The sequence below is a fragment of the Streptomyces sp. NBC_01257 genome, assembly GCF_035917255.1.
Classification (GTDB): domain Bacteria; phylum Actinomycetota; class Actinomycetes; order Streptomycetales; family Streptomycetaceae; genus Streptomyces.
On record NZ_CP108472.1, the window covers coordinates 4879456 to 4901264 of the forward strand.

Below are 21809 nucleotides of genomic sequence, written 5' to 3' on the forward strand. Positions count from 1 at the left end.
GGATGGTGGGAGGTGGGGCGGGACTGCCCCGGGGAGCGGGCCGACGGCTGGTTAGACGGCCATCCCGTAGACGATGGTGAACAAGGTTCCCAGCGATCCGATGATGAACACACCGGTCAGGCCGGCGACGATCAGCCCCTTGCCCTGTTCCGCACTGAACGTGTCACGCAGGGCCGTCGCGCCGATGCGCTGCTTCGCCGCTCCCCAGACCGCGATGCCGAGACAGAGCAGGATCGCGATCGCCATCACGACCTCGATCATGACGCGGGCCTCGTTGCCGAGGGTCCCGAACGGCCCCCAGTTCGGGGCGATTCCGCCGATGATGGTGGTGATGTCGCCCTTTTCAGCTGCCAGGATCATGTAAGTCACCGCCCCTGTTGGGTAGTTCGGCGCCCGTACCGCACGGCACGGGTCACCCTCTATCTTCGCTGATGAAACTGCTCTCGTACGACGACTTGACGGCTCTCTTTACCCGGATCTCGTACATTTGACCGGTCTGACCGCCCTGACCTGCGGATCGAATCGGTGTGTGAGTGATTTGCGTATGGTTACTCTGTGTATCACGGAGGGTGACGCCGGGCAATGATCGCCATCACGCCACCCTGACCGAGACTCGCAACTGGGCTCGAACCGCACCCATCAGAGGTTCTGCTGGGAGGCCGGGGAGGTCGGGGAGGTCGGGACGGTCGACGGGCTTAGGAGTGGGTGGCGGGGGACGGGGGGTCTGGGTGGGGTCGTCCAGGCCGGGGGCGGCCGGAAATCGCACCAGGAGCCGTCGAAGGGAAAGGTTCCGGCCTCGGCGAGCCGGGCCACGGTGTCTCCCTCGGTCCTGATGGCCACGGCTTCCTCGGCCGTCCAGTACGCGGGATGGCCGGTCTTCTCCGCGAAGGACTGCTCGTCCTTCCAGCACCAGGTCCGGTCCGGTGCCACGTTGATGTCGAGTTCGTGGTCGGTGATGTCGATGTCGTCGCCGCGGTGGACGCGCCGTTCCAGATTGACGTACCAGCCGCGGAACTTCTGTCTGCGGCCGAAGAGCCACAGGACGGAGTGCGCGGCCCCGGCCGGCTGGTAGAAGAGCGCGTCGCCCATCGGCCACCGGTCGGCGACGACGGGATAGCCCTCGGCGGGGCGCTCGTGCGGTGCGATGTCCCGGAGGTGGGTGGCGCCGCGCGGGAGGGCGGTGCGCCACATCGGGGTGCCCGTCTCCATCCAGACCAGTTGGCCCTCGGGCGTGCGTTCGACGAGGCGCACGGGTACGGAGGCGCTCAGATGGCCGCCTATGAAGAAGTTCCAGTGCAGGATCCGTCCCTTCTCGCTGCTCGTGCGGTTGTTCGCGACGTCCTGCTTGTCGGTTTTCATGTGATTGATCATGCCCGCGGTGCGTGCGTCGGACACGTGGAAGGCGCAGGTCCCGCCGGTCGTCGGCAGGCCCTGCGCCCTGGCACGCGGGGGGACGCGGAGCGGCAGACCGGGCGGCGCAGTAAGCCCTCGACGGAGGCCATGAGGTGCTGGGTGCCGAGCGCCTGCTGCGTGATCGGGTCGCTGAGCTCCTCCGACGGTGCCCGGACCCGGCTGCCACGGGACCACGTGCACCGGCACCACGGGACCACGCGCACCGGCACCACGGGACCACGCGCACCGGCACCACGGGGCCACGTGCACCGGCAAGGATGCCGAGGACCTGGAGTGCTCCACGACGCGACGGGTTCGGTCTCCACACTCATGGCCGCCGCATCCGGTGCCATTCCGGGCCATGTCAGGGCCTGTCTGGTCCGGGCGGGCGAACGGCACTGCTTCACGGCGGCCCCGGGCCGGGTGCCGGGTCAGTGACCTCCCCGGTTCTCCACGCACGGGCCCGTACCCGGCTGGGGTTCGGCGTAGGCGCCGTGCACCGCGATGGTGAGTTCCCGCTCCGTCACGTGCCCCGACACGCACACGTCCCCCGTGTGCACGCTGTAGAAGTCGTGCCAGATGTAGACCCCGTGCTCCTTGCCGCAGCCGAGGTGCTCCAGCGCCGCCGTAATCCGCTGCACACTGACGTCGCCCTCCGTCCGGGCCTTCTCCAGTTCCGACCGGATGAGTCCGGCCGACGCCTCGCCCAGGGCGCGCTTCTCCGGAGTGAGCTCGGCGGACATGCGATAGGCGTGGTTGTCGGCGTAGTTGGGAGGCCGGTCGTCGTCGTTGCCCTCTCGGGGTGACATGGCCGCGCTCGCCCTGGGCGACGCGGAGGAGGGCGGGCCCTTCGGGGTCTCGGAGGGCTGGGCGCACTTGGGCCTGGGGGTGAACGACGGTCGCGGGATCGCGGACCGGGACTGTTGCCCGGACGCCGACCGGGACTGCCGCTGCCCGGCGTGTTCCGTTCCGCACGCGGTCACGGTGAGCGCGAGGAGGACGGCTGCCGCGGCCGTACGTCTGAGGCGTGTGGTGTGGGACATGACATGAGTCTCCCGTTCCCTAGGCCGGGCCCGCCTTTCGGGCGGACGGCGCTACTTTCGAAAAACGCCTCAGTGGCGGCCCGTCGTGGAGCCGAAGCCCAGCCAGGTGTGCCGGTTGCCCGCCCAGCACCACCCGGCCTTCGGGGCGTTGCGCCGCTCCCGGCCGTCCCGGCCGGTGCCGTTGCTGATCCAGAGTGCCGGCGTACGGGCGTCGAATGCGCCGTTGGCCTTGCGCAGCCGGGAGCCGATGGTCATGAAGCAGTGATTGCGCTCCAGGGCCGCGGGCTGTTGCAGCACCCAGTGGATGCTTTCGGCGAGCAGCAGCGGGGTGCGGCCCTGAGCCGTGAGGGCGGGGAGTGCCTCGTCGGGGCTCCAGTTGGCCATCTGGTCGCCGCGGTCGACGCCGTTGAGGACGTAGAGCGGTGCGTCGGGGAGGGCGATGGTGTCGAGCGGGGTGAAGAGGTCGACGTCCGGCATGTCGACGACGACGAATCCCGGCGTGTCGTCGCGGCGGAGCAGCGGTGCGAGTGCGGATGCGGGGGCCCGGTCCGGGTGGACGGCGAGCAGGCCGCCGCGTCCGTCGCCGCGTCCCTCGCCGTTCCCGGCGGCCTCGGCGGTGTCCGCACTCCTGCCGGCCTCCCTCGCCTTCGCCTCCGCATCCGCCGCGAAGTCGCGGATCTCGTTGGGGGAGAGCCCGGCGATCTCGTGCACCCCGAGTTCGATCAGTTGCTCGGCCTGTGCGCTCAGGGGCGGAAGCGTGGGGAGAACGGTGGTGGTGGCGGGGGTGGATTCGGGCACGGTGCTCCTCGGGCGACGGGGCGACGGGGTGACGTGGCGGCGGGGTGACGTGGACGGCCGCAGGCCTAACGAGACGGTCGCCGCGGAACGTTCCCTTCCCCCGTCCCGCCCTTTTCCCGCCTTCCGGCTCCCTCCGCCGTGCCTGTCAGGAGCCGTCCCGTGCCCACGGGCGCAGCTTCTCCGGGTTGCGCACCGCCCAGATCCGGCTGATGCGGCCGTCGTCGGCGATGTCGAACGCGGCGACGGTCATGACGGCGCCGCCCTGCTGGGCCACCAGACCGGGCAGCCCGTTGACCGGGCGCTCCAGGAGTTCGAGGCCCGGGGCCTTGTCGGCGATGGCGACCATGTACTGGGCGATGCGTGCGCCGCCCTCGATCGGGCGCAGGACGGTGCCGACCATGCCGCCGCCGTCGGCGGTCATCACGGCGGCCGGGTCGAGGAGGTCGACGAGGGCCGCGATGTTCTTGGTCTCCCACGCCTCCTTGACCTGCCGCACCGCTTCGGCCCGGCCGGCCGCCGACACGGGCGCCCGCGCGGGGCGCACCCGCCGTCGGGCGGAGGCCGCGAGCTGTTTGCAGGCCGCGGGGGTCCGGCCGAGGATGCCGGCGATCTCGGCGAAGGGGTACCGGAAGACGTCATGGAGGACGAACGCCACCCGCTCGGCGGGCGTCATCGACTCCAGGACGACGAGGAAGGCCATGGTCACCGACTCGTCCAGGACCAGCTGGTCGGCGGGGTCGGTGGAGGCGGGGGCGGCGCTACGGCCGGGGCCGGGGTTCAGCCCGGCGTGCCCGGGCAAGGGGTCGGGCAGCCATGCGCCGACGTACCGTTCACGCCGTGCCCGCGCCGAGCCGAGCACGTCCAGACAGATGCGTCCGGTCACCGTCGTCAGCCAGGCGCCGGGGGACACGATCTCGTCCTGCCGGCTGCGTGGCAGCGCGTACCAGCGGGCGAACGCCTCCTGCACGGCGTCCTCGGACTCGGCCACCGATCCGAGCAACCGGTACGCGACGTTCAACAGTTGGCGCCGTTCGCCGGCTATCCCCTCGGCACTCGCCCCCGCCGCTCCCATGTTCCCGACCGCCCCCTCGCCTTACCTTTCGCGGGCCCGCGTCGTCGGGCCGGTGAGACCTTATCGATCTACTGCCCCCGGGGGCGGAAAAGGGGACCGCGTCATGGCCACCCAGGCGACGGAACGGCACCACTTCTCGTTTCTGCAGATCGCGATCGCTCTGCAGACCCTGACCATCTTCCTCCAGGCGGTCTCCGCCGGACTGCTGCTGACCTCGTCCTACGGAGAGACGCTGCACAGCGCCGGCGCGCGGGTGATGTACGGGGCGTCGATGCTGTACGTCCTCGCGGCGGTGCTGGCGTGGAAGCCGGGCGGCGGGCCGGTCCGGCCGATCTGGTACGCGTCCGGCTTCCTCGTGCTCGCCTCGGTCCAGGTCGTCCTCGGCATCGCGCACGTGCCCTCGGTCCATCTCCCGCTGGGTGTGCTGATGTTCGGACTGAGCCTGCTGGCGCTGGTGCGGCGCTGACGCCCGGTGCGGGGCCGGCGTCTCCGGCACGGCGTGCGCGGTCGAGGAGGGCGTACGGGGCGGCCTCCCCGACCGCAGTCGGGGGCGGCGGGTCAGGACTTCGTGTCCGCCTGCTTCATGGAGGCCACGGCGTCGGCGACCGTGCTCTCGTAGAGACCGAGCTTCGGGTCGAGGACCTTCACGTCCGGGCCGAGCGGGAAGTTGAGCTGCTCCGCGTTGGGCATGTGGTCGCCGTCGGCCAGCACGTTCAGCTCGTTGATCCAGGTCACGCCGGAGCCCCCGCCGCTCGGGTTGAGGTCGATCACCGCGATGGCGGCGGTCTTCGGCTTGACCGGGTACGCGGGAGCGCCGCCCAGGCCGCTCGGGATCAGCGGCCTGATGTCGCCGCTGTGGTCCTTCGCGGTCGCGCTGCCCAGGCTGACACGCGGGAAGTAGCTCAGCCCGCAGGAGTTCGCCCCGGTGTTGTTGACCTCGATCACCTGCTGGGTGGCCGAGCCCTCGCGGGCGTAGACCCGTACCGACAGGTCCTCGCTCTTGCACGGGTGCTTGTAGGCGTAGCTGTCGCTGGTGTCGCCGCCGGTGGTGCCGCCGGCCTTGGCGGCGCCGCCGTTGGACTTGCCCGTGCTGGACGTGACGGCCTTCGCGGAGCCGCCGGTCGTTGCGGCGTCCGCGTTCGCGTCCTTGTCCGTGTCCGAGTTGGCGTCGTGGGACTTGGCCGCGCCGGACGTGCCGGCGGAGGAGGTGGAGGAGTTGTTCGCCGGGCCGGCGGACTTCGTGCCGCTGCCGTCGCCGCCGCAGGCGGTGAGCGCCAGGGCGAGTGCGGCGGTGGCGGCGGCGCCGATGGTGGCGGTGCGGATGCGGGTGCGGTTCGTGCGCATGAGGAATCCCCGTGTGTGTGGCGGTCGAGTGTGGTCGTCCAGCCGTGGCCCGGAACTTGCGGCGAACCGCTCCCCCTCCTGACCTGCTGACTTCTGAAGCTTCCCGCCCGCCGCTCATGTTCTGCTAACGCCTCCCTGACGTCCCGCTGACGTCCCCCGGAATGGCGGTGCCGCGGTCCCCCGTACGGCCGCGTCCCGCGAGGTCTCCCTTTCGTCGGGCCGCTCAAGGGCCAGCCCTGTGGTGTGGCCCACGTCACGCGTGACTTCTGCGGTCTGATCACCGTTAGATGTGATGTGCCCAAGCCTGCCGTCTCGCCCGAGCCCCCCACTCAGCCGGCTCCGCCGCCCGCGCCCCTGCCCTTCCTGCTGACGACGCGACAGGGAGAGGCGGCGCGCGAACTCCTCTCGTACGTCGCCGGGCTGCCGCTGACCTCCGTCGACGCGCAACTCCTCGCGGTCGTCGTGGCGATCCGGGCCGCGCGGACCGGGCTCGGCAACCTCACCGGCACCGATCTGCGGTCCCTGCGGCTGGACGATCCGCAGGGGGCCGTGGCCGAACTGATCGCGGCCGGCTGGCAGGTGCCCGGTTCGCTGCTCGACGGTGACCCGGACAAGCCGGCCGGGATCATCGTGCCGGAGATGTCACCGGGGCCCGGGCACGTACTGCCCCTGGGCAAGGGGGTGCGGTCGAAGGTCTCGGGATGGGCCATGCGCACGCGGATCGCCAAGCCGGTGAAGAAGACCCCGCCGGCCGCGCGGCTCGCCGCGCTGTTCCTGGCGGCGTACTGCACCGAGGAACTGGTCGGGGAGGCTCCCGCCGAGCTGCCCGTCGCCTGCTACGGGGCCGTGCCCGTCCTCCTCGACAAGGGGTTCCTGACCGAGATCTCCGGCCGGACGTACCGGCTCGGTCCGGCGGTGCGGCACCTCGCCGGCATGTTCCGTACGCCCGAGGAAGTCGCGGCACAGGAAGCCGAGGAGGCCGAGCGGCGGGCGGTGCGTGAGGCGGCGGCCGCCGAGGAACTCGTGGAGGTCACCCCGGAGCAGTGGGCGGCGTGGAAGTCGGGCATCAGTCCGGCGCTGCTGCGGCACGTGGAGGCCGTGGAGCAGTGCGCGGTGTGCCGGTGCTCCTTCGGGCGGGTCGCCAGGGCCTTCATGTCCTCGCCCACACCCGTCCCCGCGCCCCGGCCGGTGGCCGGTGACCACGAGGTGTGGCGGGACGCGCATCCGGAGTGCGGCCGGGAGGCCGCCGAGTTCACCCTGGCCTTCCGCGCCGAGCACGGACACGGGCCCTCGTACGGTCAGTTGTGCAAGGGCCTGGGCTGGAAGAAGCTGTCGCGCTCGCTGCGCGGCCTCGTCGTGGGCGGCATCCTCGCCGACGGATGGCTCACCGACACCTCGCCGGTGCCGTGGACGCTGCGCCCGGGGAAGACGGCCCAGGCGCAGGGGATCGCCCTGCCGGGACAGACGGCCAGGGGCCGGGGCTGAGGCTGTCCCCTCCCGGGCCCGGGAGGGGACAGCCTCAATCCGGGTCCTGGCCGCAGTCAGGAGGTTCCGGTCCTGGCCTTGGCGCGTGCGGACAGGATCACCGTCGTGGTGACCAGCAGCGCCGTGACGAGGCCCGTGACGAGCGCGGGGTAGGGGCCGGGCGCGAACGTCGCCGCGAGGACGGCGAGGACCGCGACCGGGTGGACGGCGTCGGCCGCCCGGCGCAGTCCGTCGCTCCGGTGGTGCAGCAGCCAGACGAGGCAGACGAACACGGCGACCGGAACGGTGTACGCCGCTGCCGCCGCACGGTCCGAGAGGTGACCGTGGCCCGTCGCATGGGCCACGTTGACGGCGAGGCCGGCGCCGACGGCCGCGGCGGACGCGAAGACGAGGTAGTGGCCGTAGCCCCAGAGCAGCGCCACGCGCAGCGTGGTGAGCCGTTCGGGAGCGCTCTGCGCGAAGTAGAGCCACCACAGGGCGAAGACGGTCAGGAGACCCCCGACGACGAGGACGGCGAGGTCGCCGAGCGGCGCGTGGGTGTCGAGCGCGGCACGTACCGCACCCGTGGCGGCGGTGATCGACTCGCCCAGCACGATCAGGGTGAACAGGCCGTACCGCTCGGCGATGTGGTGCGGATGCCAGGTGGTGGTGGCCGCGCGCTCCGCCCAGGCGGGGACGGCGATCTCGGCCACGACGAGGACGGCGAAGGTGGCGACCCCGATGTCGTCGGGCAGGGTGAGGCGGACGAGCCAGCCGATCTGCACCACGAGGATCCCCACGGCGTAGCGCAGGCAGGTGCGGCGCCGTTCGGGGTCGGACCTGGCGGCACGCAGCCACTGTGTGACCATGGCCAGCCGCATGATCACGTAGCCCCAGGTGATGACCGTGAAGTCCTCGTGCACGAGGGCCTCGGACGCTCCTGCGGCCAGGACGAGCGCCCCGGTGATCTGGACCAGGGTCAGGAGCCGGTAGGGCACGTCGTCGGTGTCGTAGGCGGAGGCGAACCAGGTGAAGTTCATCCAGGCCCACCAGATCGCGAAGAAGACCATCGCGTAGCCGAGGACGCCGTGACCGATGCGTCCCTCCGCGAGCTCGTGCTCGAAGGCGGCAGCGGCCTGGGCCACCGCGGTGACGAAGCAGAGGTCGAAGAACAGCTCCAGCATGGTCGCGGTGCGGTGCCGCTCGTCGGTGAGGCGGGCGACCATGGGCCGGTGCCAGGCGCTGGAGGTGGGCTGTGAATCACTCATGGCCCGCATTCTTCCTGCCCCGCGGGTGCGAAACCTGTTGGAACGGGGCGGGCGGCCCTGCCAGACTGCGCCGCATGACTTACGGAATCGAGAACCACCCCGCCCGTTGAGCGCCGGGGCAGAGCGCGAGGCGCTCACTCCTCCCTCGCTCCATTCGTACGCTGTGCGCCTGTGCCGCGACGAGCCCGATGGCCGGCTCCCCGCAGGGGGATATCCGCTACCCGACCTCTCCGGTCCGTCCGGTCCGTCCGGTGCCTCCCGCTCGAAGCCTCGGTACAGCCGCAGTTGGGCCGAGGCGCGGGCGGCGGTGACGGAGATCGTGGCCCCGCTGCTCGCCGACCCCGACACGGTTTGGGCCGCGGCGGAGACCGAACGGCGTTTCGCCGGACTGCGACCAGTCGTCCGGGACCTTCAGATCGGCCGCATCGTCCGCGAGCTGGCGCTGGAGCACGAGGACCGGGCGCGGGCGCTCGGACGCCGCCTCGCCCGTACGGGAACCACCCCCACCGCGGTCTGCGTCGGACTCGGCCTGCTGGCCCGGCTGGGCGAGCCGGAGGACGTGCCGTTGCTGGAGGTCCTGGGCGCGCTGCGTGACCTCGTGACCCCCGCCGTGCACGCGCTCGACGCCATCGACCGGCGGGCCGGGGCACTGGTGTGGCTGGGCCATCACGCCGAAGGGCCGGAACTGCGTTCGCTGGTCGCCGCGTTGGAGGCGGACGACGGGGCGGCGGTGCGCCGGGGGCTCGCGGCGGTTCCGAGAGAACGCCGGAACGTGGGGCCCGAGACCGCGCGACGCATCGTGGACGCGGTGCGGCCGGCCGACATCCTGAGGTCGCCGGACGTCACGCCGTCCCTGCGCGAGGCGTTGACGGCGCGTACGGGATGGCTGCTGTTCCGTGCGACGAGCCTGCGCGACGACCGGGCCGAGATCCTCTTCTGCGCGGAGGCCGTCAGCACGTACGAGGCGTTCGTGTCGTGCGCCGCGGGACTGGCGCCCACGCTCGACCACTACGCGCTGCTGCTCTCGGCGGCCTTCGACCTCCACAGCGGCCCCGGCCGGCTGCACGACTGGGGGACGGGCCGGCGCGAGGCGGTGCTGGAGCAGGTGGAGTCCGTGCTGGACCGGCCCGAGTGGCGCGCTGTCGTGGTCCCCGGAGCGGACCCGGGACCCGGTGCGGAGGGTGTGGAGCGGCGGCGGTTCCAGTGGGCCGTACGCAATGGGAAGCGGCCGTTCGCCGACGCGGCGGCTGGTGCGGATGCCATCGGCGGGCCGGGTCCCTCGCTACGGGCCCTCCGGATCGAGACCGTCGTACGCGACCCGGCCGATGCCCACACCGTGGAGTCCCGGATGCTGATCGACGGCCGGCCGCTGGTCCAGGAGGCGTTCGGGCGGGGTGCCGCGCATTCCCCCGAGGACCTGCTGGACAGCGGCGTGCTGCGGGCCACCGCGGAACCCCGGGAGGTGCAGCTCGCGGAGGCGTACTGCACCGAGGGCTGCTGCGGTGCGCTGTACGTCACCGTCCGGCGGGACGGCGACCAGGTCGTCTGGTCCGACTGGCGCCGCCCGCCCCCGCCGCCCTCGCCGCTGTACCTGCGGGAGATCCCGGAGTTGCGCTTCGACGGGGCGGCGTACGACGCGGAGATCGCGCGCGCCGAGAACGACCACGCGTGGACGTGGCCGGCTCGCAGGACGTCCCGGCTGATCGCCGCCGGACTGCGCGACCGGCCGGAACTGCTCACCCGGTGGGACATGGAACTGGGCTGGATCGCCACGGACTTCCAGGACCCGGACCGTACGGCGGTCTGCCTGCTGTACGCCGGGGACGACGGCGCCCCCCGGCACCGCATGTGGCAGATCCCGGAGGACGGCACCCCGCCGGAGGACCGGGCGGCCGCCGCGCTGGACCGGCTCGCCACGGTGGACCCGAGGACGTACGGGGCGTAGTGCCCGGTCCACCGTTCGGGTGATCTGCGCCCGGGCGGCGATGCGTTGGGAGGCCCGGGGAGTGGGCGACCGGCCCGCGCCCCGGCATCCGTGTGCCCGGCGTGTCGTGACATCTCCGTTTGGCACAGTGCCGCTCCACGATCAAGGAACGGGCGAGCGGGGTGAACGGGATGCAGAGGCTGAGTGATCTGGCCGGTGGCGGGACCGGTGGTGGGGGCGGCCCGGGCGGCGGGGACCGGCTGAGCCACAGCGACGGGGTGTGGTTGCGGGCCGCGGGGGGTGCGGACGGCATGGGGGTGCACCTGGGCCCGGTGAGGACGGAACTCGCCACGGCGCACGAGGGCTTGCTCGCCGGGACCGCAGGCCTGACCGCGCTGGCCGAGCTGGGGTCGGTACGCGAGTCCTGGGAGCGGCGCATCGAGACGGCACGGCGGGAGTGCGGGGCCCTGGCCGGGAACCTGCGGGCCGTGGCCCGGGCCCAGGGCGACACGAACGAGACCGTGAAGTCGTCCTTCGCCCCGGTGGCGAGGCGGACGCGGGGGGTCGAACGATGACGCCCGCTGCCGCCCCTGCCTCGCCGCTGACCTGGGCCCAGTTACGGGATCTGAAGTGCGCCGAACTGGAGGGCGCGGCCGACGGCTGGGGCAAGGCGAGCAACCGGGCCGACGCCGGGCGTGACCGGATCGAACACCAACTGCTGAACGGCCTGCGTGAGACCCAGCAGGGCGCGGCGGCGGAAGCGGCCGTGGGGCGGCTGCGGCGGCTGGGCCGGAACCTGAGTTACGTCTACACGGAGTGCGGCCTGGTCCGGACGGCGCTGAACAGCCTCGCCTTCGAGATGCGGGCCCAGCAACGGGTGTTGAGGGAGGCACTGGACGACGCGGAGTCGCTGAGGTTCACGGTGCATGCCGACGGGTCGGTGACGTATCCGGCGGCGGGGGAGGGCCTGATCGACGGGAAGCCGCTGGCGGGCGGGACGGCGTCGGTGGGGGCGGCGCCGGGACTGCTGCCACCGTCGGAGCTGGTGGCCCCGAACCCGCATGCGGCGAAGGCGCAGGACATCGCGGACCGGGTGGCGAAGGCGGTGCGGACGGCGGCCGAGATCGACTGGCGGTTCGCCAGGATCCTGCGGAAGCTGAAGGCCGAGGAGGGCCTGACGGTCCCGGAACGCACGTGGACGGACACGGCGGGGGACGCCGCGTCGGTACGGGCCGCGGCGCGGGGCTACCTGAAGTCGGGCATCCCGTACGAGGCGAGTGCGGTGGCGCGGCGCGAGTGGTGGGCGGGCCTGACGGACGAACAGCGCGAGGAGTACCTCGCGGTGTACCCGGACCAGATCGGCAATCTGGACGGCATCCCGGCCCTGGTCCGCGACACGGCGAACCGGGACAACCTGCAGCTGCTGATCGGCAAGCTGGAGGGGAGGGACGGTGAGCGGGCGGAGACGCAGTTGGCGGGGCTGCGGGAGATCGACCGGCAGCTGCGGGCGGGCCGGCAGCCGCCGATGTTCCTGCTCGGCATCGGTGATGAGGGGAACGGGCGCGCGATCGTTTCTTACGGGAATCCGGATACGGCGCGGAATGTTTCGGCTTATGTGCCGGGGTTGAATACTTCGTTGGATGCGGATTTTGCGAAGAATGACCTTAAGCGAGCTCGTGATACGGCGATCGGAATGCAGCAGCACGACCCATCTAGTGCGGCGATCGTCTGGCTTGGTTACGACGCGCCGCAATCTCCGGATGGTTTGGACAGTCTTGACGTAATGGGCGATGAGCGGGCCGAGAAAGGTGGATTAGCCTTCCATGGTTTCATGGGTGGCATTTCTGCCACAAATGAGAACGAGGATCCGCATATGACGGCGATCGGGCATTCATACGGTTCGCGCACAGTGGGTGCTGCGACGCAGCATGAAGACGGCATTCCAGGGGTTGATGACATCGTCCTGGTGGGCAGTCCGGGAGTCGGTGTAGATCGCGCGGATGACCTTGGTGTGGGTAAGGGGCACGTCTTCGTTGGTGCAGCAGAGAACGATGTTGTGACAAAGCTTCCTTCGAAGCAGCAGGGTGCGGTTGGTGCGGTTGGCTGGGCTGCTGCGGGCCCTGCTGGTGCCTACCTGCTCGGTGAGATCGCCGACAAGGAAGACGATGATCTTTGGTTTGGCAAGGATCCTGCCAGCGAGGCGTTCGGTGCCAGGAGATTTCCCGTAGATGACGGGCCAAGGCTTGTTAGCGGTCACGGCCTATCTATCGATGCGCACTCTCAGTATTTCGATCCGGATCGAGATGCTTCATCCGCGAACAGCATTGCTCTGGTTGCGGCTGGGCAATCTCGGAGGCTCAAGGCCGAGGAGTATCGATGATGGATCGCGTTTTGCGATGCACGGTGACGCTAATCCTAAGCGCAGTTCTGTCCGGATGCGTAATAAGCGAGAAGAGGGCGGACATGGACATGCAGTCAGCTGCGGACCACGCAGACGGGATTATGGATGCAACACTGGCGAGCATTGAGCCGTCTGTTGAGTGGGCTCACGGGCCCACCACCACAGGTAGCTGTGATGTGACCCGGCGCCGATCGGTAATGACTGTTGTGTCTGACGAACGGCGGGGTAGTTTCCTGGGGTTGGTGGAGAGGGTTTGGCGGAAACGTGATTACAGAATCAAGGGGGTCAACAATGACCGAGATTCGCCCGCGATCTATGGGCAAACCCGTGACGGGTTCGGCGTGAGCCTTATCTTCGGGGGAGGGCAAGCCTTCTTCGAAGTGGACAGTCCCTGCGTGGAGGAGTCCGAAGTCGCTGAGTCGACGACACCTCCCAACGGCCCCTCCTACGAAGGCATCTACCCGATCCCCCGCCCCAACGTCCACTCCGACTTCTGGTCCGCCGGGGCCTCCTGACGGCTCGTCCCTGCCCCCAATGACCGGAACGGCATGGTCGGTGGGGGTAAGGGACGGCTGATTGACCTCAGGTTGAGTCCAGCATTGGGCCCTAGGGCCCATGCACAACCCCGCAGCGTTGTGGTCGCATACGGATACCGGGGGAACCGTCGCTGCGCCTGCTCACAAAGCTGGGGAGACTCTTCGTGTCTGGCATAGGAGAAGTAGCGTTACCGGATGGTGCTGACGTAGGCACCCCCGAGGTCCGCCCGGGCAGACAACCGCTGTCGCGCCCCTTGCAGGCGGTACTGACTCTCGTCCGATTACTCTTTGTCGTCACGATCGTCGGCGCGTTCAACGTGTTGCTCGTGGCGTCCTCGGCCGACGCGGTGGACGGTCGGCTGCTCGGCATGTTGCTGTACGCCGTGCTTCCCGGCATCACCGGGTTCGTGTTGTCGCTGTACGTACGCGCCGGTGGCGTCCGCATCTGGTGCGGGCTGCTCGCCGTTCACGCCTGGCTCGTGCTCGGCGCGCTCGCGACGCTCAACGACGCGGACAACAGCCGGGGCGTGATGCAACTGGTGCTGCCGGTAGCCGTTCTCGTCCTCCTGTGCCTGCCCCGGTCCCGCGCGTGGTTCAGGCTCGCCCCCGAACAGCGCGTCGAGCACCGCCCGTTCCGCATACCCCAGTTGGCCGGATGGCGCTTGGACACCGGGCAGTCCGCTCTGGAGTACGTGGGCCTGGTCCTCGTCGTCGCGGCTCTCGTCGGCGGCCTCCTGGCCACCGGGGTCGGTGGGCCGGTGTCCGGTCGATTCCGCGGTGCCGTCTGCCAGGTGACCGGGAATGCCTGCCCTTCGCCCCAGGTCGTCGCCGACGGCGGCAGCGATGTGAAGGGTGGCGGCGTCCGGAGCAGGTCCAGCTCCGGTGACGGGTTCGAAGGCGCGACCGTGGCCGGGGGAACTGACTCCGGGGGGACTGACTCCAGCGGAGCCGAATCCAGCGGAGCCGAATCCAGTGGAAGCGATTCCGGCGGAGCCGACTCCGGTGCGACCGAGAGCGGTGGGTCCGACGCGACCGGAGGCAACGCCGCCGGCGGAAACGCCAACGGCGTCGGCGGCAACGCCAACGGGGCTGCCAACTCCGACACTTCCAGCAAGTCCGGCACCTCCGGCGCCTCCGACCCGGCCGCCGGTTCGGGCGGAACCGCCGGTTCTTCTTCAGGAGTCGACGCGGGTAGACAAGCCTCGAAACCCGGCTCCGACCGCGGCTCCGACGGCAACTTCTTCACCGGGCTCGTCGGTGGTGACGGGCTGCTGGGCGACGTGACCGGGGCCGTCGACACCATCGCGCACCCCGTCGACACCGCCAAGGGCGTCGCCCACCAGTACGCCCAGGCCGCCAACAAGTCCGGTGGCAAATGGGGCAACGGCCAGTACGTGGCCGCCGCGTGGGACGTGGCCAAGGGGTCCGGCGGGGTCGGTGGTGTCACCGGCCTGCCCGGTTCGGGTACACGCGTAGAGTCCGCGGTCCGGGACTCCGAGCGGCAGTACCTCAACGACCGCATTCCGACCGGTTCCAGCGCCGCCGGCCGCAAGGCCTGGTGGAACGGGCTGACGCAGCAGGAGCGTGACCGGTACCTGGAGCTCTCCCCGGACCGGATCGGCGCCCTGGACGGCATTCCGGTCGCCGACCGGGACACGGCCAACCGCCGGCACCTGCCCGATCTGATCGAGAAGCTGGAGGGGCAGACCGACAAGCAGTCGAAGGAGCAACTGGCCGGGCTCCGCGAGATCGAGCGGCAGCTGAAGGAGGACAGCCAGCCCCCGATGTACCTCATCGGCATCAGCGACGAGGGCCAGGGGCGGGCGATCGTCTCGTACGGGAACCCCGACACCTCGCAGAACGTGTCGGCCTACGTCCCTGGACTGAACACCTCCCTCGACGAGGAGTTCGCGAAGAACGACCTCAAGCGCGCCCGTGACACGGCGATCGGCGCCCAGGGGTACGACCCGTCCAGCGCGGCGATCGTCTGGCTCGGGTACGACACACCGCAGGCCCCCGACGGGCTGCAGAGCCTGGCCGTCGCGGGTACCGGGCGGGCGGAGAAGGGCGGTGCCGCCTATTACGACTTCATGGGCGGCATCGCGGCCACCCACCAGGGCAAGGATCCGCACATCACGGCGATCGGGCACTCCTACGGCTCCCGTGCCGTCGGCGCCGCGACCCAGCGGCTCAACGGGATTCCGGGGGTGGACGACATCATCCTCGTCGGCAGCCCCGGGGTGGGCGTGGACCACGCCGTGGATCTCGGGGTCGGGGCGGCGCACGTCTACGTCGGTGCCGCGGCCAACGATCCGGTGACCCAGCTCCCGTCCAAGACGCAGGTGGCGGTGGGTGCGATCGGGATGATCCTGGGCGGGCCGGCCGGCGCGTACGTGGCCGGGGACCTGGCCGATCCGGGCGACGACGATCTCTGGTTCGGCAAGGACCCGGCGAGCAAGGCGTTCGGGGCCGTACGGTTCCCCGTGGATCCGGGCAAGCCGCTCGTCAGCGGTGACGGGGTGAGCTTCGACGCGCACTCGAACTACTTCAATCCGGTGCGGGACGCGATGTCCGCCGACAGCATTGCTCTTATCGTGTCGGGACATGCCGACCGGCTCAAGATGGAGGAACAGCGATGAGTCGAAGGTTCCAGATCATCGCGGTGGCTCTGGCAGCCGGTTTCACGCTGTCCGCCTGTGGCAGCGAGACGGCTTCGTCGGGCGGGAGCGTGGGGGCCGGCGCCTCCGAGAGCCCGAGCGGCAGCAAGGGGAAGAGCATGGACATGCAGGGGGCTGCCGAGCACGCCGACGGCATGCTCGACGCCGTACTGAAACAGATCGACCCCGAGGTGCAGTGGGCCCACGGCCCGACGACCAAGGGCAGCTGTGACGTGACCCGCAGACGGACCGTCATGACCATCGTGTCCGCGGACCGACGGCAGACCTTCCTCGACCAGGTCGAGAAGTTCTGGCGGACGAGCGAGTACCGCATCAAGGCGAAGAACGACGACGCGGTGTTCCCGGCGGTATACGCGGTGACGAAGGACGGTTTCGGCATCAGCGTGAGCGTGCGTGCCAAGGGGCAGGCCTTCTTCGAGGCGGACACCCCCTGTGTGAAGGAGTCGAAGGTCGCCGACTCCGCGTCCAAGCCGAACGGGCCCGCGTACCGGGGTGTCTATCCGCTCCCCGGTCCCAACGTGCGGTCCGACTACTGGTCCGCGGGGCAGGCCTGAGGAGCAGTCGGAGGGATGGGGCCGGAGCCCGGCGGGCGGAAGCGAGCCGGGCATGAGCACGGCACGCCCGGTACGGCGCAGATCCGTGCGCCGTACCGGGCGTCCTGTGCGCCGGGCCGTGATCCCGGTGACCCCGGCGACCCGGGATTGCACCCGCATTGACCCCTGATTGACCCGGATGACTCGTACACACCCTCGAAACCGGCCATGAACGCCGCACCGATGGGGGATGGTTGAGGTGTGCGGAAATTCTGGATGGCTGGTGGGATCGGCGTCGGCGTCGCCATGTGCTTCGTGGCGCTGCTCGTCGTCGGTACGTACTCCGCCGCGGCCGGTCTCGGCGGCGGTGGGGGCGGTGCCGTGGGCCTGGCCAAGGGGGCCGTGCCGGCCAGGTACCAGCCGCTCGTCCAGAAGTGGGGCAACCTCTGTCCCGCCATCAATCCCGCCCTCCTCGCCGCCCAGCTCTACCAGGAGAGCGGCTGGAACCCGCGGGCGCGGAGCCCGGCCGCCGCTCAGGGCATCGCCCAGTTCATCCCCGGGACCTGGGCCTCGCACGGGGTCGACGGGGACCAGGACGGTGACCGTGACGTCTGGGACCCCGCCGACGCGATTCCGTCCGCCGCCTCGTACGACTGCGAGCTCGCCGGGTACGTGAAGAAGGTCCCCGGCGACGCCACGAACAACATGCTGGCCGCCTACAACGCCGGTGCGTACCGCGTCATCAAGTCCGGCGGCGTCCCGGCCATCGCGGAGACACAGAACTACGTCAAGATCATTCGGACCCTGGAGAAGAGCTTCGCCCGGCCCGTCGGGCGGGTGCAGCCCTCGCAGCAGGCGGCCGGCGCCATCTACTTCGCGCAGAAGAAGCTCGGCACGAAGTACCTGTGGGGCGGCAACGGCACCCCGGAGCAGGGCGGGCGGTTCGACTGTTCGGGGCTGACCCAGGCCGCGTACCGGACCGTGGACATCGAGCTGCCGCGGGTGGCGAACGACCAGTACAACGCCGGTCCGCACCCCTCGCGCGAGGAACTGCTCCCCGGGGACCTGGTGTTCTTCTCGGACGACCTGACCAACTCGCGGGCCATCCATCACGTCGGCCTCTACGTCGGGGGCGGGTACATGATCAACGCCCCGTACACCGGCGCCGTCATCCGCTTCGACAAGATCGACACGCCCGACTACTTCGGTGCGACACGCGTCACCAAGGACGGTGCCGCGGCACTTCCGACCACCCGGCCCGCGGCCTGACGTCCGGGCGCCGGTGGCCGGAACTCTCCGTGAAGCCTGGGCCCTGAGCTGCGACGATGAGTCACTCTTCGATAACGTCATGGTGATCATTCGGTGGAGAGTGGAACGTACGCACGGGACGCGTCGTTCTCTGGTTGGACCGGGGCCGCAGCCACTGACCTAGCGTCGCCCCCACGCACGTGAGTGATCGAACCGAACACGGGGGTTCGTCAAAGCGGCGCACATGGGTGTGCGTCGCAGCAGCAGACAAGGCAAGGGGCCGCGGCAGATGGCTGGACTCGCACTGGATGGGTCGAACCCCGATGTCAGCCTGCTCTACGACATCAACGGACTCGCCAGATCCGCTCCCACCTGGTTCGACCGGATCATGGAGTTCGTCGGCGAGTACGGAATCATGCTCGGCATGGTCCTGGTGGTCCTGTGGTGCTGGTGGAGCGTCCGCCGGCGCGGCACGGCCGAGGACTCGGTGACCGCGGTCGCCGGGCTCGTCTGGGCGCCGCTCGCCGCCGGGATCGCCCTGCTGATCAACATCCCGATCCGCGGTTTCGTCGAACGGCCCCGGCCCTTCAAGGACCACCAGGGGCTGGAAGTCCTGGTCGACGGGAAGAACGACTTCTCCTTCGTCAGCGACCACGCCACCATGGCGATGGCCCTCGGCGTCGGGCTCTTCGTGGCGAACCGGAAGTTCGGCATCGCGGCGATCGCGCTCGCCCTGCTGGAGGGGTTCTGCCGGATCTACATGGGCGTCCACTACCCGACCGACGTCATCGGCGGCTTCGCGCTCGGCACGGCCGCCGCGCTGCTCCTCGCGCCCCTCGCGATGATGCTGCTGACCCCGCTGATCGGCGCCGTCGCCCGGTCCGGCCGGGTGGGCCGGCTCGTCCGGTCGCGCCGGCCGCTCGCCCCTTCCGTGGCGGGGGGCCGGGGCGAGGCGCTCGGGATCCCCGAGCCGCGGCCCGGTTCGGGCGGCGGCTCGGAGGGCGAGAAGGGCCTCGCGGCCTAAGAGCAGGCCTAAGAGCAGGCCTAAGCGCAGGCCTAAGCGCAGGCCTAAGCGCAGGCCTAAGGGCTGTCCCGGAAGTCCCGCCTGCTCGGTGACGCCCGGCACGGCCCGGTCCCGCGGGGCGCCCCGCGGTTCACAGCGACTGCGGGTACGTGAACACGTCCTCCGGGTCGTACTGCTTCTTCACCTCGCCGAGTCGGCCTGCCGCCGATCCGTAGTAGGCCTGCCGCCAGTCCGTCAGCTTCGGGTCGCCGTAGTTCTGGTACGCCGCCCCCGAGGCGTACCGGCGCAGCGCGGAGTGGGTGTCTTTCAGCCACTTCTGCTGATCCGTGCCGGCCGTGCCCGCACGCCAGGCGCCGATGTACTGGGCGAGCATCCGTGAACGCCGGTGGACGAACGCGGTGGCCTGCGGGTCGACGCGGTTGACCGCCCCGCCCAGCGCGGTGAGGGCGACCGATCCGCCGCCGCCCTGGTCCTCGCCGATCCGGGTGAAGGCCTCGGTCCGGTCGAGCAGGGCCTGGATGCCGGCCGGCGGCAGCGAGCGGTCGTAGAAGTCGGATGCCGCCGCGTACGTCTCGCGCTGGAGCGAACCCTGCGGGGAGCGGCCCGGGGTGGTGCCGGGCAGGTGGCACTGGTCGTCGGTGATGCCCGAGCAGCCCGCGTACACGAGCATCGCCTCCCGGTAGCTGCGGCGGCGCAGCGAGACCGAGGTCGCCGAGGCGCCGATTCGGTCGGCGAGGCGGTCGACGGCGTTCTGCAGATCGCCGTACGTGCCGAGGCTGAAGGCCGAGACCGACACCGTCGGACTGCCGCCGCCCGGTCCCGCCGCGACATGGGCCGAGGACCAGATCTCGTCCGGCTGGTCCGGGCCCCACTCCTGCCAGGCCGTCAGGACGGCCCGGGCGCGCGACCACGGCCAGGACATGTAGGCGGAGACGGTCTGCGGGGCGGAGCGGGTGCGGAAGCGGAGTTCGGTGACGACGCCGAAGTTGCCGTTGCCCGCGCCGCGCAGCGCCCAGAACAGGTCCGGGTGGTGCTTGGCGTCGGCGGTGAGGGTCTTGCCGTCGGCGGTGACGAGGGTGGCGGCGGTGAGGCTGTCGCACGTCAGGCCGTAGGCCCGGGAGACGACGCCGTGGCCGCCGCCGAGGGTCAGGCCGGAGATGCCGACCGTGGGGCAGGAGCCGCCGGGGATCGTCAGGCCGTGCGCGGCGAGGCCCTGGTAGACGTCGAGGAGCCGGGCCCCCGCGCCGATCGTGCCGTCCCCGCCGACGCGGTTCAGTGACGAGACGTCGACGACCAGCCGCCCGGTGCCGCTCGACCAGCCGCCGTAGGAGTGTCCGCCGCCGCGGATGGAGACGGGCACGGAGGCGCGGCGGGCGAAGGCCAGGCACTCGCGGATGTCGGCCTCGTGCCGGACGTAGGCGACCGCGGCCGGTTTCTGGCCGTCGTAGCGGGTGTTGTAGAGCTGACGGGCGGTCGGATAGTCCGCGTCGTCGGGGCGTACGAGGGAACCGGCGAGGCTCTTGGCCAGCGCCGGCCAGTCCGCGGCCACGGCCGACGCGCTCTTCGACGGTGTCGCCGGGGAAGCGGTGCTCCCCGTGGGGGCCGGGGTGGAGCCGCCGGCCGGTGCGCCGGGGTCCTTGCTGTCGCACGCGGTGGCGGTGGCGCCGGTGAGTACGGCTGCGGCGCCGGCGGTCAGGACGGTGCGCCGCTTCAGCAGGGTCATCGGACCTCCGGTGTGGGGGGAGAGGAAGCGAGCCGTCCCTGGGAGAGGGAGGAGGGAGGAGTGGGGGGTGAGGAGGTGCGGTGGTCAGAGCGTCGATGCTCTGTGTTCCTCGGCGTCCGTGCGGGCCCGGTCGCGGGACCGGCGGGCCGGTCCCGACCAGCCGCAGCCGCAGCGGGCGGTGCAGAACGAACCGCGTTCGACGGTGGTGGGTTCGTGGGAGGGCCGGGCCGGTGGGACGGCCGGCGGGCCCTCTGCGGTGTGTTGGTCGTACACGCGTCCACGGTACTGGGCGGGGCCGTCCGGCGGTGAGGGGTGTGCGAGCGGCGTTACGGGGGGCTGGGGCTGTCGTTATGCGGAACGGGTGGGGGGCTCGGTCAGGCGGTCGGCGTTGGGGGTTGGCAGGCGATGGTGGTGCAGCAGCACAGGGCCGGAGGCGGGGCGCGCGCTGTGTGCGCCCTCGCCGTGATGGGCGTGATGGCGACGGCCGCCGGGTGTGCCGGGGGCGGGGGCGGGGATCGTGCCGCGGCCGACGACCGGGCCGGCGCCGGGGCCGTCGAAGCGGTGCGGCAGGCGGCGGCGGTGCTCGTGGGAACGGGTTCCGCGGCCGGGAGCGCCGAGGTGAGCACGTCGATGGAGACGGCGTCCGGCGGCACCCGGGTGACGATCAGGGGCAAGGGGACGTACGACTTCCGCACCCAGTCCGGCCGGCTCAAGGTCGTGCTGCCGCAGGACGCGGCGGGCGAGGAGGAGCACCGGCCCATCACGGAGCTGCTGGCCCCGGGCGCGCTCTACATGATGAACCGCGGCGCCGGGGTGCCCGCGGACAAGTGGGTGCGGATCGACACGACGGCCCTGGCGGACGGCAATCTGGTGACCGGCGGGGTGACCGATCCGATGGCCGCGGCCGAGCTGCTGCGCGGGGTGCGGGCGGTGACGTACGTGGGGGAGAGCGATCTGGCCGGGGTCACCGTGCGGCACTACCGGGGGACGGCCGACATCGGACGGGCCGCGCGCCAGGCGTCGGCCGCCTCGCGGGGGGCGCTGACGGCCGCGGCGAAAGGGTTCAGCACGGACGCGGTGCCGTTCGACGCGTATCTGGACGAGCAGGGCCGGCTGCGCAAGGTGCGGCACCGGTTCAGCTTCGCCAACGAGGGACCGGACCGGGAGGTGGTGTCGACGACGCTGCTGTACGGGTTCGGGGTGCCCGTCTCCGTACCGCTGCCGGACGAGCGCGACATCTACACCGGGGAGATCGACACCGGGGAGAGCGGGCAGGGGCGGCGGGAGTGACCGCCGGGCGCGGGCGCTGCCCCGGGGCAGCGGTCGCGGCATGATCCGGACGAGAGGTCCTAGGCATCTGG

The 21809-nt window shown here is 71.1% G+C and carries 20 protein-coding genes; 11 read left to right on the forward strand and 9 right to left on the reverse strand.

The window, feature by feature from the left end; translation table 11 throughout:
* Positions 1–51 precede the first annotated feature (51 nt).
* The 5 genes from OG408_RS20995 to sigJ all read right to left on the reverse strand — a co-directional run bounded on the left by OG408_RS20995 (position 52) and on the right by sigJ (position 4305).
* Positions 52–360 (reverse strand): hypothetical protein, encoded by a 309-nt coding sequence (locus OG408_RS20995; protein WP_018101695.1) that lies wholly within the window; start codon positions 358–360, stop codon positions 52–54.
* A gap of 279 nt (positions 361–639) precedes the next feature.
* Positions 640–1359: a DUF402 domain-containing protein gene (locus OG408_RS21000; protein ID WP_326671326.1), complete on the reverse strand. Its 720-nt coding sequence runs from the start codon at positions 1357–1359 to the stop codon at positions 640–642.
* 464 nt (positions 1360–1823) lie between these two features.
* A complete protein-coding gene (locus OG408_RS21005; protein ID WP_266780636.1) occupies positions 1824–2435 on the reverse strand; it encodes a hypothetical protein in 612 nt (203 codons plus the stop codon).
* 69 nt (positions 2436–2504) lie between these two features.
* Complete coding sequence (locus OG408_RS21010) at positions 2505–3233, reverse strand: DUF5701 family protein (protein WP_326671328.1); 729 nt, start codon at positions 3231–3233, stop codon at positions 2505–2507.
* Positions 3234–3378: 145 nt separating this feature from the next.
* Positions 3379–4305, reverse strand: coding sequence for an RNA polymerase sigma factor SigJ (gene sigJ, locus OG408_RS21015; RefSeq protein WP_285569306.1), 927 nt, complete (start codon positions 4303–4305; stop codon positions 3379–3381).
* Positions 4306–4408: 103 nt separating this feature from the next.
* Here sigJ and OG408_RS21020 point away from each other — a divergent pair, with 103 nt between their 5' ends.
* Positions 4409–4771, forward strand: a complete 363-nt coding sequence (locus tag OG408_RS21020) for a hypothetical protein (RefSeq protein ID WP_326671330.1) — start codon at positions 4409–4411, stop codon at positions 4769–4771.
* A gap of 92 nt (positions 4772–4863) precedes the next feature.
* On the opposite strand, the gene OG408_RS21025 is transcribed toward OG408_RS21020, so the two are convergent.
* Positions 4864–5649, reverse strand: coding sequence for a DUF4232 domain-containing protein (locus tag OG408_RS21025; protein WP_326671332.1), 786 nt, complete (start codon positions 5647–5649; stop codon positions 4864–4866).
* Positions 5650–5943: 294 nt separating this feature from the next.
* On the opposite strand from OG408_RS21025, the gene OG408_RS21030 reads away from it, so the two are divergent.
* The gene (locus OG408_RS21030) at positions 5944–7134 is read left to right on the forward strand and encodes a hypothetical protein (protein WP_266780646.1); all 1191 of its coding nucleotides are present in this window, start codon (positions 5944–5946) and stop codon (positions 7132–7134) included.
* 56 nt (positions 7135–7190) lie between these two features.
* On the opposite strand, the gene OG408_RS21035 is transcribed toward OG408_RS21030, so the two are convergent.
* Positions 7191–8381, reverse strand: a complete 1191-nt coding sequence (locus tag OG408_RS21035) for a low temperature requirement protein A (protein WP_326671334.1) — start codon at positions 8379–8381, stop codon at positions 7191–7193.
* 307 nt (positions 8382–8688) lie between these two features.
* Here OG408_RS21035 and OG408_RS21040 point away from each other — a divergent pair, with 307 nt between their 5' ends.
* The 8 genes from OG408_RS21040 to OG408_RS21075 all read left to right on the forward strand — a co-directional run bounded on the left by OG408_RS21040 (position 8689) and on the right by OG408_RS21075 (position 18725).
* Complete coding sequence (locus tag OG408_RS21040) at positions 8689–10326, forward strand: hypothetical protein (protein WP_266780650.1); 1638 nt, start codon at positions 8689–8691, stop codon at positions 10324–10326.
* Positions 10327–10496: 170 nt separating this feature from the next.
* Complete coding sequence (locus tag OG408_RS21045; protein WP_266780652.1) at positions 10497–10880, forward strand: hypothetical protein; 384 nt, start codon at positions 10497–10499, stop codon at positions 10878–10880.
* Positions 10877–12685, forward strand: coding sequence for an alpha/beta hydrolase (locus tag OG408_RS21050; protein WP_326671337.1), 1809 nt, complete (start codon positions 10877–10879; stop codon positions 12683–12685). The genes OG408_RS21045 and OG408_RS21050 overlap by 4 nt, the downstream gene beginning before the upstream one ends.
* An 83-nt stretch (positions 12686–12768) precedes the next feature.
* Complete coding sequence (locus OG408_RS21055; protein ID WP_326674569.1) at positions 12769–13221, forward strand: hypothetical protein; 453 nt, start codon at positions 12769–12771, stop codon at positions 13219–13221.
* 347 nt (positions 13222–13568) lie between these two features.
* Positions 13569–15881: an alpha/beta hydrolase gene (locus OG408_RS21060; protein WP_326671339.1), complete on the forward strand. Its 2313-nt coding sequence runs from the start codon at positions 13569–13571 to the stop codon at positions 15879–15881.
* Complete coding sequence (locus OG408_RS21065; RefSeq protein ID WP_266780658.1) at positions 15878–16474, forward strand: hypothetical protein; 597 nt, start codon at positions 15878–15880, stop codon at positions 16472–16474. Before OG408_RS21060 ends, OG408_RS21065 begins: the two co-directional genes overlap by 4 nt.
* Positions 16475–16729: 255 nt before the next feature.
* Positions 16730–17722, forward strand: a complete 993-nt coding sequence (locus OG408_RS21070; RefSeq protein WP_266780660.1) for a C40 family peptidase — start codon at positions 16730–16732, stop codon at positions 17720–17722.
* Between the two features lie 268 nt (positions 17723–17990).
* Entirely contained in the window at positions 17991–18725 is a 735-nt protein-coding gene (locus tag OG408_RS21075; protein ID WP_266780662.1) for a phosphatase PAP2 family protein, read from the forward strand.
* Positions 18726–18855: 130 nt separating this feature from the next.
* Here OG408_RS21075 and OG408_RS21080 read toward each other — a convergent pair whose 3' ends face one another.
* Together OG408_RS21080 and OG408_RS21085 are read right to left on the reverse strand one after the other, a co-directional pair.
* The gene (locus OG408_RS21080) at positions 18856–20448 is read right to left on the reverse strand and encodes an FAD-binding oxidoreductase (protein ID WP_326671343.1); all 1593 of its coding nucleotides are present in this window, start codon (positions 20446–20448) and stop codon (positions 18856–18858) included.
* 84 nt (positions 20449–20532) lie between these two features.
* Positions 20533–20721: a hypothetical protein gene (locus tag OG408_RS21085; protein WP_266780666.1), complete on the reverse strand. Its 189-nt coding sequence runs from the start codon at positions 20719–20721 to the stop codon at positions 20533–20535.
* Positions 20722–20853: 132 nt separating this feature from the next.
* On the opposite strand from OG408_RS21085, the gene OG408_RS21090 reads away from it, so the two are divergent.
* A complete protein-coding gene (locus OG408_RS21090) occupies positions 20854–21738 on the forward strand; it encodes a hypothetical protein (RefSeq protein ID WP_285569275.1) in 885 nt (294 codons plus the stop codon).
* Positions 21739–21809: the final 71 nt, after the last annotated feature.

Bases quoted from the DNA above. Each gene is read 5' to 3' on its own strand.
- OG408_RS20995 (WP_018101695.1), bottom strand. From the start codon at position 360: ATGATCCTGGCAGCTGAAAAGGGCGACATCACCACCATCATCGGCGGA.
- OG408_RS21000 (WP_326671326.1), bottom strand. From the start codon at position 1,359: ATGAAAACCGACAAGCAGGACGTCGCGAACAACCGCACGAGCAGCGAG.
- OG408_RS21005 (WP_266780636.1), bottom strand. From the start codon at position 2,435: ATGTCCCACACCACACGCCTCAGACGTACGGCCGCGGCAGCCGTCCTC.
- sigJ (WP_285569306.1), bottom strand. From the start codon at position 4,305: ATGGGAGCGGCGGGGGCGAGTGCCGAGGGGATAGCCGGCGAACGGCGC.
- OG408_RS21020 (WP_326671330.1), top strand. From the start codon at position 4,409: ATGGCCACCCAGGCGACGGAACGGCACCACTTCTCGTTTCTGCAGATC.
- OG408_RS21025 (WP_326671332.1), bottom strand. From the start codon at position 5,649: ATGCGCACGAACCGCACCCGCATCCGCACCGCCACCATCGGCGCCGCC.
- OG408_RS21035 (WP_326671334.1), bottom strand. From the start codon at position 8,381: ATGAGTGATTCACAGCCCACCTCCAGCGCCTGGCACCGGCCCATGGTC.
- OG408_RS21045 (WP_266780652.1), top strand. From the start codon at position 10,497: ATGCAGAGGCTGAGTGATCTGGCCGGTGGCGGGACCGGTGGTGGGGGC.
- OG408_RS21050 (WP_326671337.1), top strand. From the start codon at position 10,877: ATGACGCCCGCTGCCGCCCCTGCCTCGCCGCTGACCTGGGCCCAGTTA.
- OG408_RS21055 (WP_326674569.1), top strand. From the start codon at position 12,769: ATGGACATGCAGTCAGCTGCGGACCACGCAGACGGGATTATGGATGCA.
- OG408_RS21065 (WP_266780658.1), top strand. From the start codon at position 15,878: ATGAGTCGAAGGTTCCAGATCATCGCGGTGGCTCTGGCAGCCGGTTTC.
- OG408_RS21070 (WP_266780660.1), top strand. From the start codon at position 16,730: ATGGCTGGTGGGATCGGCGTCGGCGTCGCCATGTGCTTCGTGGCGCTG.
- OG408_RS21075 (WP_266780662.1), top strand. From the start codon at position 17,991: ATGGCTGGACTCGCACTGGATGGGTCGAACCCCGATGTCAGCCTGCTC.
- OG408_RS21080 (WP_326671343.1), bottom strand. From the start codon at position 20,448: ATGACCCTGCTGAAGCGGCGCACCGTCCTGACCGCCGGCGCCGCAGCC.
- OG408_RS21090 (WP_285569275.1), top strand. From the start codon at position 20,854: ATGGTGGTGCAGCAGCACAGGGCCGGAGGCGGGGCGCGCGCTGTGTGC.